Source organism: Paenibacillus andongensis (genome assembly GCF_025369935.1).
GTDB classification, from domain to species: domain Bacteria; phylum Bacillota; class Bacilli; order Paenibacillales; family NBRC-103111; genus Paenibacillus_E; species Paenibacillus_E andongensis.
Genome location: NZ_CP104467.1, coordinates 6,056,496 through 6,073,991, shown reverse-complemented (window position 1 = coordinate 6,073,991; position 17,496 = coordinate 6,056,496). Strand labels below are relative to the sequence as shown.

Annotated in this window: 13 protein-coding genes; 10 read left to right on the top strand and 3 right to left on the bottom strand. The window is 46.0% G+C overall.

The features are described 5' to 3' along the window. Positions 1–65: 65 nt before the first annotated feature. Genes NYR53_RS27180 through NYR53_RS27160 form a run of 5 tightly spaced genes read left to right on the top strand, consistent with a single transcriptional unit; the run spans position 66 to position 4,959 of the window. Positions 66–1,565 (top strand): ABC transporter ATP-binding protein, encoded by a 1,500-nt coding sequence (locus NYR53_RS27180; RefSeq protein ID WP_261302217.1) that lies wholly within the window; start codon positions 66–68, stop codon positions 1,563–1,565. Next, positions 1,558–2,625 carry an ABC transporter permease gene (locus tag NYR53_RS27175; protein WP_261302216.1) on the top strand — a complete coding sequence of 356 codons (1,068 nt, stop codon included), beginning with the start codon at positions 1,558–1,560 and terminating at the stop codon, positions 2,623–2,625. The genes NYR53_RS27180 and NYR53_RS27175 overlap by 8 nt, the downstream gene beginning before the upstream one ends. Positions 2,626–2,653: 28 nt before the next feature. Then, on the top strand, positions 2,654–3,532 hold the full coding sequence (locus tag NYR53_RS27170) for an ABC transporter permease (RefSeq protein ID WP_437180201.1): 879 nt from the start codon (positions 2,654–2,656) through the stop codon (positions 3,530–3,532). Positions 3,533–3,557: 25 nt separating this feature from the next. Continuing rightward, complete coding sequence (locus NYR53_RS27165) at positions 3,558–4,229, top strand: sulfite oxidase-like oxidoreductase (RefSeq protein WP_261302214.1); 672 nt, start codon at positions 3,558–3,560, stop codon at positions 4,227–4,229. A 1-nt stretch (position 4,230) separates the two neighbouring features. Then, a complete protein-coding gene (locus NYR53_RS27160; RefSeq protein ID WP_261302213.1) occupies positions 4,231–4,959 on the top strand; it encodes a nucleoside phosphorylase in 729 nt (242 codons plus the stop codon). A gap of 408 nt (positions 4,960–5,367) precedes the next feature. Here the strand turns inward: NYR53_RS27160 and NYR53_RS27155 are convergent, their stop codons facing one another. From NYR53_RS27155 to yhbH, 3 genes are all read right to left on the bottom strand, one after another. Next, positions 5,368–5,580, bottom strand: a complete 213-nt coding sequence (locus NYR53_RS27155; RefSeq protein WP_029197871.1) for a hypothetical protein — start codon at positions 5,578–5,580, stop codon at positions 5,368–5,370. A 184-nt stretch (positions 5,581–5,764) separates the two neighbouring features. After that, positions 5,765–7,195 (bottom strand): SpoVR family protein, encoded by a 1,431-nt coding sequence (locus NYR53_RS27150; RefSeq protein WP_261302212.1) that lies wholly within the window; start codon positions 7,193–7,195, stop codon positions 5,765–5,767. Continuing rightward, on the bottom strand, positions 7,192–8,349 hold the full coding sequence (yhbH, locus tag NYR53_RS27145; protein ID WP_261302211.1) for a sporulation protein YhbH: 1,158 nt from the start codon (positions 8,347–8,349) through the stop codon (positions 7,192–7,194). The genes NYR53_RS27150 and yhbH overlap by 4 nt, the downstream gene beginning before the upstream one ends. Before the next feature lie 277 nt (positions 8,350–8,626). Between yhbH and NYR53_RS27140 the strand changes: the two genes are divergently transcribed. The 5 genes from NYR53_RS27140 (at position 8,627) to NYR53_RS27120 (ending at position 17,310) form a co-directional block, all read left to right on the top strand. Further along, positions 8,627–9,802, top strand: a complete 1,176-nt coding sequence (locus tag NYR53_RS27140; RefSeq protein WP_261302210.1) for a DUF4272 domain-containing protein — start codon at positions 8,627–8,629, stop codon at positions 9,800–9,802. Positions 9,803–9,956: 154 nt separating this feature from the next. Further along, positions 9,957–10,637 (top strand): Wadjet anti-phage system protein JetD domain-containing protein, encoded by a 681-nt coding sequence (locus NYR53_RS27135; RefSeq protein ID WP_261302209.1) that lies wholly within the window; start codon positions 9,957–9,959, stop codon positions 10,635–10,637. Next, positions 10,625–12,151 (top strand): replicative DNA helicase, encoded by a 1,527-nt coding sequence (locus NYR53_RS27130; protein ID WP_261302208.1) that lies wholly within the window; start codon positions 10,625–10,627, stop codon positions 12,149–12,151. The genes NYR53_RS27135 and NYR53_RS27130 overlap by 13 nt, the downstream gene beginning before the upstream one ends. Then, positions 12,135–12,896: a DUF6063 family protein gene (locus NYR53_RS27125; protein ID WP_261302207.1), complete on the top strand. Its 762-nt coding sequence runs from the start codon at positions 12,135–12,137 to the stop codon at positions 12,894–12,896. The genes NYR53_RS27130 and NYR53_RS27125 overlap by 17 nt, the downstream gene beginning before the upstream one ends. Continuing rightward, positions 12,880–17,310, top strand: coding sequence for a coiled-coil domain-containing protein (locus NYR53_RS27120; protein WP_261302206.1), 4,431 nt, complete (start codon positions 12,880–12,882; stop codon positions 17,308–17,310). The genes NYR53_RS27125 and NYR53_RS27120 overlap by 17 nt, the downstream gene beginning before the upstream one ends. The last annotated feature ends 186 nt before the right edge of the window (positions 17,311–17,496 follow it).

The following is a 17,496-nucleotide window of genomic DNA, read 5'->3' as shown; positions in this document are numbered from 1 at the left end:
CTGGAAACTGTTTACGGCGACGTAGGCAGTTTCCGCATTTCTAGGAAAGGAGTGCGAAACCCGATATGCTGCTTCAAATGAACCAAATTACCAAAACCTACGGGAGCTTGAAAGCCAACTCCAACGTAGATTTTTCGCTGCGCGAAGGTGAAATCCATGCGCTTGTTGGCGAGAATGGGGCAGGTAAAACAACCCTAATGCGGATCCTTTACGGAATGGAGCAGCCAACGTCGGGCGCGATTCTTTTACACGGAAGAAAAATCCAATTCGTGAATCCTACGGATGCGATTCGTCATGGCATTGGTATGGTGCATCAGCATTTCATGCTGTTTCCATCTTTTACAGTGGCTGAAAATATTGTCATCGGCAATGAACCGCAAATCGGCGTGAAGTTCGACCGAAAGAAAGCTGCGCACCAAGTTAAGGCATTGTGTGACAAGTACCGACTACCCATCGATCCACTCAGGAAAGTCGCTGACCTTCCGCTTGGATTACAACAACGTGTTGAGATTTTGAAGGTGCTCTACCAAGGTGCGGATATCATTATTTTGGACGAGCCTACTGGCGTTTTGACACCGCTGGAAGCGAAGGAACTGCTTGTCATTATGAAGAGCTTAGCGAGCCAGGGCAAAAGCTTCATTGTCATCACGCACAAATTACATGAGGTCATGGAAGTTGCGGACCGAGTTACGGTGCTTCGGGACGGCAAAATCAGAGGGACTGTAGATACTTCGGCAACGAATGCAGAAGAACTTTCAAGATTAATGGTTGGCAGAGACCTGGTGCAAACGAGCAAAAGTGCCGCAAGACTTGGTGAAACGGTTCTCGAAGTGAAGGAGATTACGATACAAGGCAAGAAGGGGAAGCCCATATTGGATCGCGTCAGTTTTGAGGTGAAGGCTGGTGAGATCTTAGGCGTCGCTGGTATTTCCGGTAACGGACAGTCTGAGCTGATCCAAAGCATTACAGGACTCCAGCCGATCGATCAAGGTCACATTCGTTTGATGGGCAAAGACATTACAGGCCGTTCGGTTCGTGAGATCAGAGAAAGCGGGCTTTCGCATATTCCTGAGGATCGTTACCAATGGGGGGCTGCTAAGGAAGGCAGCGTACTTGAAAATGGTACAATGGGACATCACAGAACGCATCGACGTAACGGATTTTTGCAAGGTAAGTCGCTGCGAAATATGGTTGACGGATTCATCCAGCAATTCCAGATTAAAACGGGTTCTCAGGATACGAAAGTCAAATTTCTGTCTGGAGGCAATCTTCAGAAACTGATTGTAGCCAGAGAAATAGCCCAAAAACAACCGTTCCTTATCGCTGCTGAACCTACGCGTGGCGTTGATGTTGGAGCGATGGAAGTGATCCATGATGAGCTGTTGAAAAAACGTGATGAACAGGGTGCGATTCTATTGGTATCTTCGGAATTGACGGAGATTCTTAAGCTTTCTGATCGCATTATCGTAATGTATGAAGGGCGAATTGCGGGAGAGCTGTCAGCGCAGCATGCGACTGAGGAGCAAATCAGCCTGTTGATGGCAGGAGGTCATTCCCATGCTTAATTGGAAAGGTAACATTGGGGCGCTTCTGCAGCCGCTTATTGCTGTATGTATCGGTTTACTGGGCGGGGCCATTGCCATCGTCTTGATTGGCGGCTCTATTTCGGACACATACGCACAAATGTGGAAAGGCGCTTTTGGCAATTTTTATTTTTTTACAAATACATTGACACGCGCGACACCGCTTATATTAGTTGGATTAGGCGTTTCGATTGCCTTCCGCGCCGGATTTTTCAACATGGGTTCGGAAGGTCAAATGATTCTCGGTGCTTTAACAAGCGCGATGATTGCGCTCTATTTTCCTGGACCTGCACTATTTAAATTATTTGCAGCACTGCTAGGCGGTATTGCAGTCGGCGGTATATGGTCAGCCCTTGCTGGTTGGCTTGACGCGCGATTTAAAATGAATTTGATTGTCACCACACTCTTGCTCAATTATATTGCAGCTTTGTTTGCAGGCTATTTGGTTGCCTATCCGCTCAAGGATAAAACAGGTTCAGCTGCACTCGCACAAACGATGATGGTTGATAAAAGCATATGGCTGCCCAAGCTTTTCCAAGGGATGAGCATGCATGCGGGTTTCATCATCGCCATTGTTTTTGCGGTTCTCTTATTCTTGTTTATTAAATACAGTGCTGCCGGTTATGAAATCCGCATGCTTGGCTACAATCCGTTGTTTGCCGCTTATGGCGGCGTAAACCGTGGTAAATTAATGCTCGCCAGCATGTTTGCGAGTGGTGGTTTTGCTGGTCTTGCAGGCGCTGTCGAAGTGCTCGGCATGCAGTACCGCTATACGGACGGCATGATAACGAATCCGGGTTTCGCATGGTCCGGCATAATGGCTACGCTGCTTTCTGGCGCGCATCCGCTTGGTACGACTATTGCCGCAGTTCTTCTGGCTGCACTTCAGACAGGCGGTATGGGTGTTGAACGAAACACGAGCATACCCCTTGAAATATCGAGTGTCATTCAGTCTCTCTTGATCTTGTTCGTCACGGCTAAGTTCAGTTATACCCTATGGAAACGCAGGAAAGGAGGGGGAAGCGGTGCAGCATCTTCTTGATGTTTCGTTATTTAATTCCATGATTCGGATGGTTGCTCCGATTCTCCTCGCTGCGCTCGGCGGTGCGATATGCTCAAGAGTGGGGTTGTTCAATGTTGGTTTGGAAGGCTTCGTTCTTGTTGGCGCGTTCTCTGCTATTGTAGGCAATCATTATTCTGGCAATGTGTATCTAGCTGTCTTGATTGCGATTGCGGTGACGATGGTTTTTTCGCTTGCATTTGCGTATATAAGCATCCATTTGCAAGCGAACGTGATCGTCGTCGGTATTTCATTTAATTTTCTAGCGCTGGGCTTAACAGCGTTCTGCCTCAAAGCCATTTTCCACGTGAAAGGCGCCTTCTACGATAAAAATATGGTGGGGCTGCCGAAGTGGAACATTCCTTTTGTGCAAGATATTCCTGTTATCGGCGGTATTATATCAGGCCATTCCCCGCTTGTTTACTTGGCCTTTGCACTGGTGCTTGGCCTGCAGTACTTTTTGTTTAGATCAGTCCTTGGCTTCCGATTACTGGCCGTGGGTGAAAACCCAATTGCTGCGAAAAGTATAGGCATTAAAGTAAGCCGTATGCAGTATCTGGCCGTGTTAATTTGCGGCTTGCTTTGCGGGTTGGCAGGCGCTCAGCTGTCACTCGGTCAAGTCACGATGTTTACCGAAGGCATGACGGCGGGAAGAGGCTTTATAGCGCTGGTCGCAACGATGTTAGGACAAGCCAATCCGCTTGGCGTTATGGCATCAAGTCTCCTGTTCGGACTGATGGATGCATTCAGCATCAGGCTGCAGGGCTTCTCGCTGCCGACTCATTTCACACAAATGCTTCCTTATATTGTGACGCTGCTTGCGATGCTCTTTTTTAGAAAGAGCAGTTACATGGCAGATGCTCAGAAAGCTAACGGAAGCTCGCGCTAGGCTGCTAAAAGGAGATAATGAACAGATGTCTAAAGACACCAAAGCTGATCGAATCAGAAAGATGAAGGTTCCCTCTATAGGTTCGGCAATGTCAGACCGAGTCCCGCCGGGGCAGGTTTTGACTGACCGGTTTCCGATTTTGCATGAAGGAGAAGTACCGGAATACGACATGGGTGAGTGGACATTGCGAGTGTTTGGCGAGGTCGAAGAGGACAAAGTTGTCACTTATAAACAATTGCTGGCGATGCCTCAAACGCAAGTCCTCTGCGATATTCACTGCGTAACCCGTTGGTCTAAGCTTGACACGGCTTGGGAAGGGATTCTATTTCGCGATTTCCTTCGCCTGCTGGATATAAAGCCGCAAGGCAAGTTCGTCATGCTGCATGCCGACAACGATTATGAAACGAACGTCCCGCTCGAGGATCTGATGGGCGATCACGTTTTGTTGGCTTTGAAATATGATGGGAAGCCGCTGACGCCTAAACATGGTTGGCCTCTACGGTTGATTGTGCCTCATCTGTATTTTTGGAAAAGTCCGAAATGGATTCGAGGCGTCGAATTTATGACAGCTGACCGTGAAGGCTTCTGGGAACAAAACGGCTTCCATAATGTGGCCGATCCATTCCAAGAGCAGCGCTTCTCGGGGGAAGCGATTCCGATTCCCGAAGATGAATGGGAAAAGAAGGAGTTTGATTGACATGCTATTGCCAATTTTACAGGTTCATTCAGAGGATTTATCACCCTATGCGATCGTATGCGGTGACCCCTTTCGCGCGGAAGTCATAGCCAGCAAGCTTGATCATAGCAAAGAACTCGCCTTCAGCCGTGAATACCGCACATTTGTCGGTGAATTCCAAGGCGTTCCGATTACGGTTGTCAGCCATGGCGTTGGCTCGCCGGGTGCGGCGGTTTGCTTCGAGGAGCTGATCAAAGGCGGCGTGAAGACACTGATTCGCGTTGGTACAGCAGGTTCCTATTCGGCTGATGTGCCGCCAGGCAGCTTAGTCGTCAGTACGGCAGCTGTGAGAGAAGAGGGCTTAACTCGCCAACTCGTTCCGCATGGCTTCCCAGCAGTTGCTGACTTGGATGTCGTGCAGGCATTGTTCGAAGCCGCATCAGAGACGGATGGTCTTGTGCGGAAAGGGATTACCGTTACCTTGGATGCTTTCTTCCAAGGTGTCGAGGAATTCCCGCACCGCAAGTACAAGCAAGCCGGCGTTCTTGCTGTTGAGATGGAAATCGCAGCGCTCTATGTGATTGCTTCATTGCGTGGCGTTCGTGCCGGTGCGATTGTTGCGCTGGACGGTTACGCCGATGCTGATTTGAGAGAAGTTTATAACCCTCATACCGATGTTGTTGCTTCAGCGGTTGAACGTGAAATTATGACGGCGATTCGTGCTGTTATTAAACTGCACGCTAAGTCGTAATTTGGATAACCGATGGCAGAGCGGTAACTAGTTTGGAAGGCTCGAATAGTAACGGCAAAAGCTCAAGCATGGTGTCGAGGGAACGTAGAGGCGTTATTTGGACGAAAACAGCCGAAATCCTGAGGAAGAGGAACGAGGATGCGTTATTTCCGGCTTTTTGTCTACGGATCGCTCCTTTTTGATCAAATAGCGCCCTCTCGTTCCTCTCAATCGATTTTATGCGCAGATTTCTCGAAATAACGTCATTACGTTCCGCTAACTAGAGGTCGGGGTGACTTTCCATAGCAATCGCAAGAAAACAAAAAAATGAGAAGGCAAGTATGCCGTCTCATTTTTTTGTTTTCTGTGCCCTAAGTGAACTTGTTTACTTTTGGGTCAGAGCTTTATGCGTATGTAACGATTATGTCATTAAAAAATTGGGATTCTTGCTTTATTCCCATCTTTGGCATATAAAATGGCTTCCGAACTAAACAAATCAACGTGCTCTAACGGTTGAGCAAGGTTCATCGTTGTAAATTTGTTATAACGAAGAGCGTTGATCAGAGAGGGAATTAATTTGTGGTCCGTTCCAACGAAATTGACAGAAATCGGTGTTTTGTTAAAAAGAATATTCATTCTCACTTCAACTCATCTCCTATCAAAAAAATAAATATAAACAACTGAGAGTTAAGAATATCATCTATTAAGTTATAAGTCCGTCGATTATCGTTGTCGGAATACCACTATTTCTGTCGAGGTTCGGGAAAATAAACCAGATGCAAATAGAGGCCGCTTGAACTAATGCGCTCAAGTGGCCTCATCGTATTTACAGAAAACGACGATGATGCTTCTTCCCGTCAAAAGTGAACAAAACCGGCTTATCTTCCACGATGGTGTGCATATGAATCGATTTGCCCCAGAGTTTGTAAATGTAGGGGAGCGTTCGCTCGACATACTTGAGATCAAGTTCGACCCCTTCGAAAGCGTGCTTCAAATACAACTCGCCGCTGCGCTGGTAGTCGCCATCTTCCACAACAATGTAGGGGAAGCCGCCATTTACACGCGAGTAGATCAGCTGATCCCGGGTGTTTTCCCACGTTTTATCCGTAATCTTCCATTCAGGGCCTTTCTTTTCAAATACATATAAATCGAGTTCTTCCACAAGTGGTTTATTCAAATAATTCCGGATAAAAGAAGTATCCGATTCGTATTCGCGAACCTCAAATATTTTCTTTCGACCACTACCGGGTTCACGCCCATGTCTTCTTATTTCTTCCTCCGTCGGATTGTCCCAGTGCTTCTCGATGTCTTCATAAATTTTGAGCCCGAGATAATAAGGATTTAAGGTATGACGGGACGGAACCACGACCGAGGAGTTGAGCTTGGAGTACTCAATCGTCTCCTCTTCCGTCAAATCCAATTCGCGTAGTATGCGTTGGTGCCAATACGACGCCCAGCCTTCGTTCATGATTTTCGTTTCTAGCTGCGGCCAGAAATAGAGCATTTCATCGCGGAGCATCGTCAGAATATCCCGCTGCCAATCTTCCATATAAGGGGCATTCTCCTCGATGAAGAGCAAAATATCTTTCTCAGGCTGAGGTGGAAAGCGTTTGTTTTCCTCTTTTTCAGGTGCAGAGGGGATGTTCTTAACATCTAGATCCCAAATATCCTCATATCCATAGGTTGCTTTGGAACGTGCGGCTGGGGTTGAGGCTTTATTGGTTTCTTGGCGCTTGCGCGACTGTCGATAGGATAGGGTCAGGACAGGATCAATGTGCTCCTGAATAGCTAGCACGGCGTCAATGAATTGCTCGACTTCGTCAATGCCGTGTTCGATTTCATATTGCCGAATTCGTTCGGCGGTAGCGGACATGCTTTCTACCATATTGCGATTCGTATTTGCGAAGCGGGCGTTATTTTTGAAGAAATCACAGTGGGCAAGCACGTGTGCGACAATCAGCTTATTTTGGATGAGAGAATTCCCATCTAGCAAGAAGGCATAACAGGGGTCAGAGTTAATGACCAATTCGTAAATTTTGCTCAGTCCAAAATCATACTGTGTTTTCATGCGGTGAAAGTTTTTACCGAAACTCCAGTGACTGTAACGCGTCGGCATCCCATAGGCACCGAAGGTATATATAATTTCGGCGGGGCAGATTTCATACCTCATCGGGAAGAAATCAAGTCCAAAGCCTTTAGCAATTTCCGTTATTTCATCAATGGCGTATTCGAGCTTTTGGATTTCGGTTTTACTCACTGAACAGCCACTCCTTCCTGCTTGGTAAAAAAGGTTTTCAGTGCTTTGTACACTTCACCTTTCTCACGAATGACATAATGAAGAAATTTGGGATCATGAATATGGCGAAAAGCGGACATGAGTGTACTGCTGCGGTTGTACTGGTTGACTTCTCCGTAGCCGAACATGTTGGAGCGCTCCATCAACTGCGTAATGAGCTTCACACAGCGTTCGTTATCTGACGTCAAATTATCTCCATCGGAGAAATGAAACGGATAAATATTGAATTGTGATGGCGGGTACCGTTTGTCGATAATATCAATCGCGGCTTGGTAAGCCGAGGAGCAAATCGTACCTCCGCTTTCGCCTTTGGTGAAAAACTCTTCCTCCGTGACCTCTTTAGCTTCCGTATGGTGAGCAATAAATACAATTTCGACATTCTCATACTTCGTACGCAGGAAGCGTGTCATCCAGAAGAAGAAGCTGCGGGCTATATATTTCTCAAAGGAACCCATGGAACCGGAGGTGTCCATCATCGCAATAATCAGTGCATTCGAGTGAGGTTTCTCTACCTCTTCCCACGTTTTGAAACGAAGGTCATCGGGACTAATATGATGGATCCCAGGGGAGTTCGAGCGCGAATTACGCCGCATATTCTCCAGAATGGTCCGTTTCTTATCGATGTTGGACATAATCCCTTTTTTGCGGATATCGTTGAAAATCACTTCTGTCGTCGTCATATTGCGCTTATCTTTTTTCTTCAAATTGGGCAGCTCCAGCTCTGAGAACAACATGGCTTGCAGTTCCTCCATGCTCACTTCCGCTTCATAGTAATCCTCGCCAGCTTGATCACCTGCACCCTCACCTTTCCCAGGGGCTTGGGCTGGCTGTGGATCTGTACCCAACACATCGCCGACCTGTGAGTCCCCGTCGCCCTGACCAACGTGTTTTCCTTTACTAAAGTTATAGCGGAATCGATATTCATCCAGACTCTTAATAGGTACTTTCACGACCTGTTTTCCATTGGACATGACAATGCTTTCGTCGGTAACCAGATCGGGAAGATTCTGTTTAATGGCTTCTTTGACCTTTTCTTGATGTCTAGTTTGATCTTGGTATCCTTTACGGTGCAAGGACCAATCCTCTTTGGAAACGATAAAAAGGGGTTCTGTCATGAGGACACCTCCTGAGATGCTTTATGGCAAGCTTGACGCTGAAACAGACTTTGGCAGTAATAAAGCTTGTTACTAAATATATTCAAGTGTGCGGGGGATATGTGAAGAAAAGTCTGTTGAATCTCCCACGTCTACGCTGGAGATCAAGTAGACTTTTTAGTTACTTCTAAAATAATAAGGGGTTCTGTCATGGGAAACCTCATTAGAGTTAGTGGAATACAATTATTCGTCCGAGGTGCTATACTGAAAAGTGACCAAAAAGATCGGAGGAAATCAAATGAAGTATTTCACTATATACGCATCAAGAAACGACACACAAGGAATTGATGAGTACATAACTGAAATTTTCGGCAAAGGCTTTAAAATAGAAAAAAATGACAACGAATACGCCATTCGCTCCAAGAAGCTGTTGAATAAGAACCATATTTTCATTAAAATAGCGTCGGAAGAAAGTGAACCCGGTTATTTCAGCAGAAATATCCCAGGCATGATGGGGTTTTATGAAAACATACAAATTCAAGATGAACATATAAAATCATTGGTGTTAACACAAATCTCGGTCATTAATACAATGCTAGCTATTCAAACGGACAAAGAATACGATGAAGGCTACTATCAACGTTTTCTCGCCTTGACAAAACGGGTAAGCGGAATTGGTTTTTTACCTGATGGTACCTTGCTGGGGCAAGACGGGCTTGTGATCGTATATCCTGATGGGACAATCGGGCCTTCGAAGTTCACTCCTCATGCTTGTACGAATAAAATAAGAGGCACGGAGTCGAAGACCACGGAAGGTGAAGAACGTAAACAAAAGTCGATTGCTTATCTAAAGAAAAATGATATTCCGTTTATTGAGCATTTGCCGGAGCTGCCGCCACTCACGAATATTCAGATTCGATCTCAAGAGGAAATAGCCAGTAGAGCTGTTGCACTGCTTTTAGTGATCCAGTATGCGTGTGATATCGCGAACGAGGCAGATTTGAAGGAATCAAGAGAATTCGTTCTCAATCTGTTGAAGCAGTATAAAGCGGTAGAATATATGACGGAGAATGAGCGACACTTGCTATTCGGAAGCCAACCGAGTAAGGAAGAAGCCATTCAAATTAGCTGGCAATATGAGGCGTTCTGGACGCTGATCTGGGCACTCGGTTTAGTTGAAACACTCCAATTGCCGAATCAGCTCTGTGACTGTGATTATGCGATACAAACGGTTTCTAGTTGCAATACGTTCGAGGATTTCTTAAGTCGCATCCAGATGCGAAGCGGTCAGGAGATTCTGGATGAAGCGGACAAAGTCTATCGGCTGCATTGGGCTTGCGTCAATGCTAGAGTTCGTGGGGAAGCGCCTGCCCATGACTTAAACGAAAGTATTGTCATGGAAAGACGCAGGGCGTTATTTTGGTTAATACAAGCTGGCCATGAATCATGGGATCAAATCAGCATGGACACTTAGCGTGGAATCGCAATTCTGATAAAGTCTGCTTGGGCTTAATCGCTCAAACAGGCTTTTTTTATTGGATGGAACGACTTCCCAATAGCCTACGAATCCTTCAACCTTTGAAATTTTGATATAATAGGTTTACATTCTCAAACAGGAGCATATCAGTATGGACCCCATTTCTCGATTACGCACGCATCTACAATCAATTAAGAAAAACAAAGTTTCACTTTCAGAACTAGAATTAATATTTCAAGCGCATCCATGTACTGATGAACAATTTGCTGGTGCAATACTAGAGCTTGAAGCTGACGGTGTGGATGATCCCTTGATGTTTGCGGTTAATCCGTATAGCATAACGAATGCCGTGCACCGACATCTCATTGTTGAAAATAAAACGACCTATCAAGCGCTGCTGCAAGTTTTGACGGATGTCCCGTTCACGACGTTAATTTTTGGCGGCGGATATCGTGTAACGAAGAGCATTGAGCTGCTGCCGATGCAGCTTCCGCTCAGGGACCCTGCTCATGAGTTCTACTATTTTGGCGATATAGATAAAGAAGGAATCCACATTTGGCATCTATTCAATGAGCGTGTGCTGGCTCTTTTTGGCAGACCGGCCCGTTTGGCCCTTCCTTTTTACAGAGCATGTCTAAGCAGGGAGTTTGCTTCCGGCAAAGAAAACCAACGTGATTTTGAGCAGGCTTTACAGGAGTTCCTGATTCATTTTACAGAAGAAGAACAAATAAAAATCAATGGCTGTTTAGCAGCCGGCGGTTACTTCCCGCAAGAAATATTACCTACACATGAGCTTTGTACGATTTGGAGGCACACAGCATGGATTACGTAGAAATTGGTCAGGTTATTTCCGGGTTTCGGGAACGCATGACCAAGCTGGCACTTTTTGATCCTCTCTATGAGCTTCAGAGAAAGCGCCAAACCGATCGGCAAAACAAACCGATAGATTTCATGGAGCTAGGATTGTTGACGCTTCTATATTTTTTTGAGCAGAAGTTGATGCGCAATAACAAGGCGGGTGTCAAGGACTTAGCCGAGTTTCTGTTGAAGGTGACGGGGATTTTCATCGATTTGGATGAAGCCGGATTTGAGGATCTGGCCCGGCAGATTACACAAGTGTTTCGTCCGACGACTGGGAAAAAGCGTGATTTTACATTTATGAATTGGGAATCCGGGTTGACGGAGCATATTTACATATCGATTCTAAAAGCGAACGCTTTCGACTTAAAAACGAATACACAGTACTACACGCTCGACGAAGATGGGTTGGAGCTTATTTTTGCGACCAAGGAATTTTATACCGAATTTCAATTATCGATTCATCAGCTGGTGCTGCGCAAGCAATTGGAAAAGGGTGAGTTCGAAGGAGCGCTGCGGCAAATTAATGAGATGCGAATTGATGTGGAAGCTCTGCAGGAGCGGATGGTCAAGCTGGAGCATGAGTTGAAAAGGAATATCGTATCTGAAGAAACATTCGGACGTTATAAAGGTCTACTGGAAGATATTTATTTGCGCTTGCAGATGGAGAATGAAGAGTTCGAGGAACTGCGGCAGTTTGTGAAGGAGACCAAGGACCGCGTTCAGGCACAAACTGTTAGACAAGCGGATCAACGGCCTTATGAACTGATTTTGCGCATATCCAATGAGCTGGAGAAGGTGCATGGCGAGCATTCGGTTCTTTTTCACCAAAGTATGGTCTTGAAATCACATGCTCTGGGCGCGGCGCAAGAATCCTTATATTATACAGGACTGGATTCCTTTAATTTTGATCAGGATATTGCTTCTCTAATCTTTAGTACGCCATTGCCTTTGGAAACGATGAAAGGTGTGCTGGCACCGTTCCTGCCGATTCAAGAGACGAAGATGTGGTCGCTCTTGACCGTTTGGGCGGAGCAAAATATGCTCGAAGACGGCAGCGGACAGGAGCGGGATGACAAATTCCTGGAGCTTGGCGGAGACAGTGAGGAATATCGGTATCAGACGATGCAGAAAAAGCTGTACATGCTTCTTATGGAGCTGCTGCTGCAAATGATGGAAGAGCAGGGTCAAGTCGAGTTGAAACCGTTTATTCAGTGGTTCGGAGAGAGCGAACATGCAAGCTTGCTGAACGAAAGAGCTTTCTATGATTTTTGGATCTATTTGCATCAAAGAAGTCCGCTTCAGGCGGATGATAGAGATAATCAGCAAAAAGAAGAGCCGGGGTCGTTGCTGGAAGACATGTATATGCTTCTGGGCAGACGCTGTCTGGTTATTATTGAGCAAGAGGATATTATCAAGGTAAACGACAGGTTTAGCATACAGAATATGTTGATTTCGTGGGGAGAACAGAATGACAATTGGACTTGAAAATGGGACTGTAATGAGAGCTTTTCGCATCTATACCTTGCTCGCTCGCGATAATGCAGTGGGCAAAGAATGGCTCCAAGAATATATGGCGGACGACGTGGTGCGTGGACTTGTGGATCAATTCGCGCGAGAAGTCGATTGCGTTACGATCATTGCCGGGGAACAGCTGTATATGATACCGGAGACACGGCTATCGCCTTTTCATCTGAATAACGAAGTAATTAAACGCACCTATCTGCGGGCGAATGCCGTGAATGCGGATCTTTATCTGATGTATGTCAGCATTATAGTGCTAATTGGCGCCTTCTATGATAGCTATCAAACAATGGAGCCTACGAGAAGTTTCATCGGGATTGAAGAGTGGACAGAGCTTGTGAATGAGCGAATTGCGTTATTGAAGACGCATCCTGAAGCAGAATTAAGAGAGATGGAGCAGGAATTTTCATATAACTGGACGGCCTTGATTGAGAAATGGAGTGCCATGGACGATATCAAGGAGACAGCGGCGAGACAAAGCGGGAATACGATTAGCCGGGTTAGCTTTATGGACTCTGTCCGCAAGTTTCTGGTTGCGCAAGAGTTAGTGATCGATATTGGCAACCAAGAAATTGCCTTGACTGAAAAGGCCAAAGTGGTTGTGCAGCGTTATTTTATGGAATTGGAGTATAACCGAGGTATTTTGGAGTTTTTATATCAAAGCGATGCGTTTGAGGGGGAGGGAAGCGAACATGCCAGCGATCTCTAAAATTCGGTTTACGAATGTGGTCTATGAGGATGGGAATAAGCGCTACAACGATGAATTGTTTCATTTCGATGGGCATAATGGCGCGATCCTGCTCGAAAATGGAGGAGGCAAGACGGTTTTCATCCAGTCTGCCATTCAAGCCATTCTTCCGCATGCAGAGCTTGCCGGACGAAAAATGAAGGATACGTTAAGTCTGGAAAATGGTCCTGCGCATATCGCGATCGAGTGGATTCTGAGTGAACGTCCACGGAGATATGTGGTAACTTGCGTCAGCTTGTTTCTGACAGCAACGGGAATCGACTCCTACCGGTATGTCTATGACTATCCAGAGCTTGATGTGGATGCTATTGATCGGATTCCTTTTGTGAAGGAAAGTGCGGGCAGTCTTCGATCAGCCGATAAGGGTGAAATTCATGATTATTACCACCAGATGACGTCGAAAAGAATGAATGCGAAGCTGCCGTCCACGTTGAAAGAGTACAAGAAAATATTGGAAAACGATTATCACATTATCGCATCAGAGTGGGATCGTATTGCCAAGATCAATAGCTCAGAGGGCGGTGTTGAGAGCTTTTTTGATGAATGTAAAACGACGAGCCAATTGTTCGATCGCTTGTTGATCCCAACGGTAGAAGATGCTATGGCAGGTTATGAGCAGGGCGAGTTCGCGAATAATTTTGAAATGCATAGGGACAGCTTCAAAAAATATAAAGAATTAAAAGAGAAAATCGAAGAAAATAAAAAAATCCTCGTGGAACTGGATGGCTATGTGCGCCATTTTGCCAAAATGGATACCAAACAGATGGCTTATGCAGCCGCTCAAGCTGAAACGAAGGCCTATTGGCTGCTCGTGAATGAGCAGAAGAATGAGGAAAGTGCCAAGCTCTCGCAATGGCATAATCAGATGTCAGAATGCGACCAGCAATTGCAGGTATTGGCTCGGAAGAAGGAGTCGCTTCATATTGCCAAGCAAAAGCAGGAGCAATCCGCCTTGGAAACAAAGCTCAGATTGGTTGAGGAAGACGTTGAGCTCAAAGAAACGCTTGTACGAAGTGCTAAGCAGCACTACTACTCTTTGCGTTTGGCCGAATACAGGCAGCAGTTGACCTCAGCCGAGGAGCGCATGAACTATTTGCAAAGTGAACTGGATCGGTTCGGCAATACCGAGGAAGAGGCTGATCTCAGAGAGGCATGGCTCAATAATGGCGGGCAAATTCGCAGTATTTACAGCAAGATGGAGCAAGAGTGGCAGGTTGAAGAAGAGAAACTGAGTCAGGAATTAACTGCTTATCAGAATAGGACCGATTTAGAGGAAACGATGCTTAGAGAGCTGTCAAGCGAACTAGAAGAACTAAATAAGCAGCTCATTGAACATAGATCTATCGTGCAGGCGCGCGAGAAAGATAAAGAGGCGCTGAGAGCCGATGTTTTGACCAACCTACCCGTCGAAAGCATGGAAGGCAGCATGACGGACTGGATTCAGCGTTATCAGAAGTTGGATGACAGCAATGTGCAGCTTGTGCAGAAGAACAAGGATTTGGCATTCGGTAAAGAAGAAAGCGAGCGAGAACTGGAAGGTGTGAGTGAAAGCCTCAAGATCGCCTACGTGGAACGTGCCGGTTCAGAGCAAAATCTCGAAGCGTTTAAAAAAGAACATCAATCCATGCTTGCCGAAATTGCTGCGTACAAGTCCTCATGGGGGAGACTCTCCTCCGTTTATGAGAAGCAGAGTTCAATTGAAGAGCGGCTTAGAGAGGATACGGAAAAGCAGCAGCTGGAGAAGGAAGCTTACTTATTGAAGGAGCGTCTAGCTTTCCGTTATATCGATGACTACAGCTACCAGCATACATTTTTTGCTGATGTCTATGTGGCAGGCTTAGTGGACAAGTGGAGAAATCAGTTCGCCTTATTGGAGACAGGCATTCAATATTTGCAGGGCTTGGAGCTAACCGAACGGGCGATGACTCAACCTCTTTGGTCTGTGACGTTAATTACGACCGAAGGTGAGGTTGGGTTAGTAACGAGCAAGCTTCGGCAGTATGCGGAGGACATGCAGTTCCCGATTCAAGTGATCTCGTCACAGGAAGCAGCGCGTCTTGCCAATAGTGATACACCGCCTGCTGTGGATGATAACGCTTGGGTTGAACCGCAGCATTGGCGTGATAATGCGGACGAAGCCGAATTCGTGAGCTGGAAGCAAACGATATCGCAAAAAGGGGAAGAAGTTCGGACGACACGAAAAGAAAAGGAACGCGATTTGCAGCGCACTTCCGATCTACAAGCTTCTTTCAGTCGATTCATTGCTTCCTATCCGCTTGAGGTCGTGCAAGAAATGGAAAGACAAGTTGGAACGAATCGCGAACGAGTGCGTGAGTTAGAGAGCCAGGGGGATGCCATTCGGAAATCCATTCGCCAGGTTGAGCAGACGATTGGGCAGCACAATTCCATCATGGAAGAACAAAAAGGTGAGATGGTTCAGCTTCAGCAGTGGATTGAAAAAGGGCGGAAATATGTCGAGTTGGGGAAAGAAATCGACTCTTTGAATGGGGTCATCGACCAGCTTGCCCAGCAGTCAGAAGATCGGCAAAGCAAGTGGGAGAGCAGACAGCGCTCCATGGAGCAAGTGAAGCTGCAAATCGAAGACGTGAAAAGCAGAATGAACTATTTGAGAACGGAGAAAGCGAGTCTTCAAAGTCAAGATTTGTATATCGAAATGCTGGATATGCAGCCGATTGAAGCGAGTCATAGCTTAGATTGGTTGAAAACAGAACGAAAAGATTTGCATCTCAAGTTAAATCACATATCTCAAGGGCGACAGCAGCTTGAAGCAGAATGGAGCCATGCCAAGTCCAGCAGAACAACGCTGGAGAAGGAGATGAGCAAGCTCCGACTGGAACAAGCGGACCTGAACTTGAATGAGGATCTTGCCTTCTCGGTCACTGGCGAAGAACAGATGTCGGAGCTGTTGTCGGCTCTCAAGGAACACGAATCTCGGTTGACACGTGATAAAGAAGAATTCGTGCGAGTCGAGAAACAATTTGATGCGCTGGCGACGAGGATTAAACTTCTGATTGAGCAGTATAGCGCTGCGCATTCGGGTGGGCTGCCTCTAACCTTTACGGAGTCACTGAGTGTAGTGGATGAGCAAGTCCACAGTGAGGATACACGTCTGCAACAGCAGAAAATGGGATTACAGCAGCAACATGCGCAAATCCAAGTCCAATTAAGCAAAATTGAAGAGGTTATCCAATATTTAAATCAGTACAAAATCATGCATGGGTTTGAAAATCCGCTCATTCAGGCAGCCTTCATCGCACAGGAGCAGAAAGCGGAGTTTCCGTATGACAGAATGAAAATGGTCAGGACATCTGTGACTTCGCTCTCTGCTGTTATGAAAGAACTGGAAGCAGAAGAGGCATCCGTGAAAAAGGCCAGACTTCACTTTATTGATTTTTGCCGGAAACAGATCAAAGATGTCAAAATGAGAGATATGGCCGAGCAAGGTGTCGAGAAAAAAGACAACTATCAGGAGCTAACGCAATTTCAACAGAAAATGCACAGCCGGATTGAACGTGTCAATCATGTCGCAGAAGAAACGATGCGCACACATAATCAGCAGCTCGAGCAGTATATCATTCATGTGCACAGCCATATTAAGCTGATCGCTTCTGAGCTTCGCGATATCCCGAACAAAACCAGAGTCAAGGTCGAGGATCAGTGGAAGCACATTTACTCGTTCCAAATTCCCGAATGGGATGAACTTGAGGCTAAGGACCATCTGCGCAAGCATCTGGAATGGATTTTGGCCGAACTGGAAAAAGGCCACTACCGTGATGACAGCGGGCAGGAAGTGAAATCGACGGTTCGCAAGGAGATTGAAAAATGGTTGGATACCAAGCAGCTTCTGCACATTGTTTTGCAAGAAAGGCCGATGAAAGTATCCTGCCGCAAAGTAACCAATGAGAATAACGTAACGAAGGCTTCCTTCTCGTGGGAGCAGTCAAATAATTGGTCCGGCGGGGAAAAATGGAGCAAGAATATGACCTTGTTCTTGGGGCTACTCAATTACGTCGCTGAAAAACGTCAGCATATTCAAGCGAATATGAAAAGACATCGCACCGTCATCTTGGATAATCCGTTCGGGAAAGCATCGAGCGATCATGTCTTGAGTCCTGTCTTTTTTATTGCTGAGCAGCTTGGCTTCCAGATCATAGCGCTCACCGCTCATGCGGAAGGGAAATTTCTTAAAGACTATTTCCCTGTCGTCTTTAGCTGCAGGCTTAGACAAGCGGCTAATGGAAGCAAGCTAGTCATGACCAAAGAAAAGGAAATTAATCAGGCTTATTTCCGTGATTACGCGCCGATTTCACTTGAAAGATTAGGGGATGTTAAGCAGATAGAGTTATTCATTTAGCGGCTTGAAAAGTAAATAGATTCTAAAGAAAGTCTGCCCAGTCTCCCGTCGTTACGCACCGGAGTTCAGGCAGACTATTCTTGTTTATGAGAGCCAAATGTATCTATGCAATGCCGCAGCACGGAGAACAACCTTTCTATTCTAGTTTTGCTATATTAAAATATTGTCTATAATTAATAATACAAT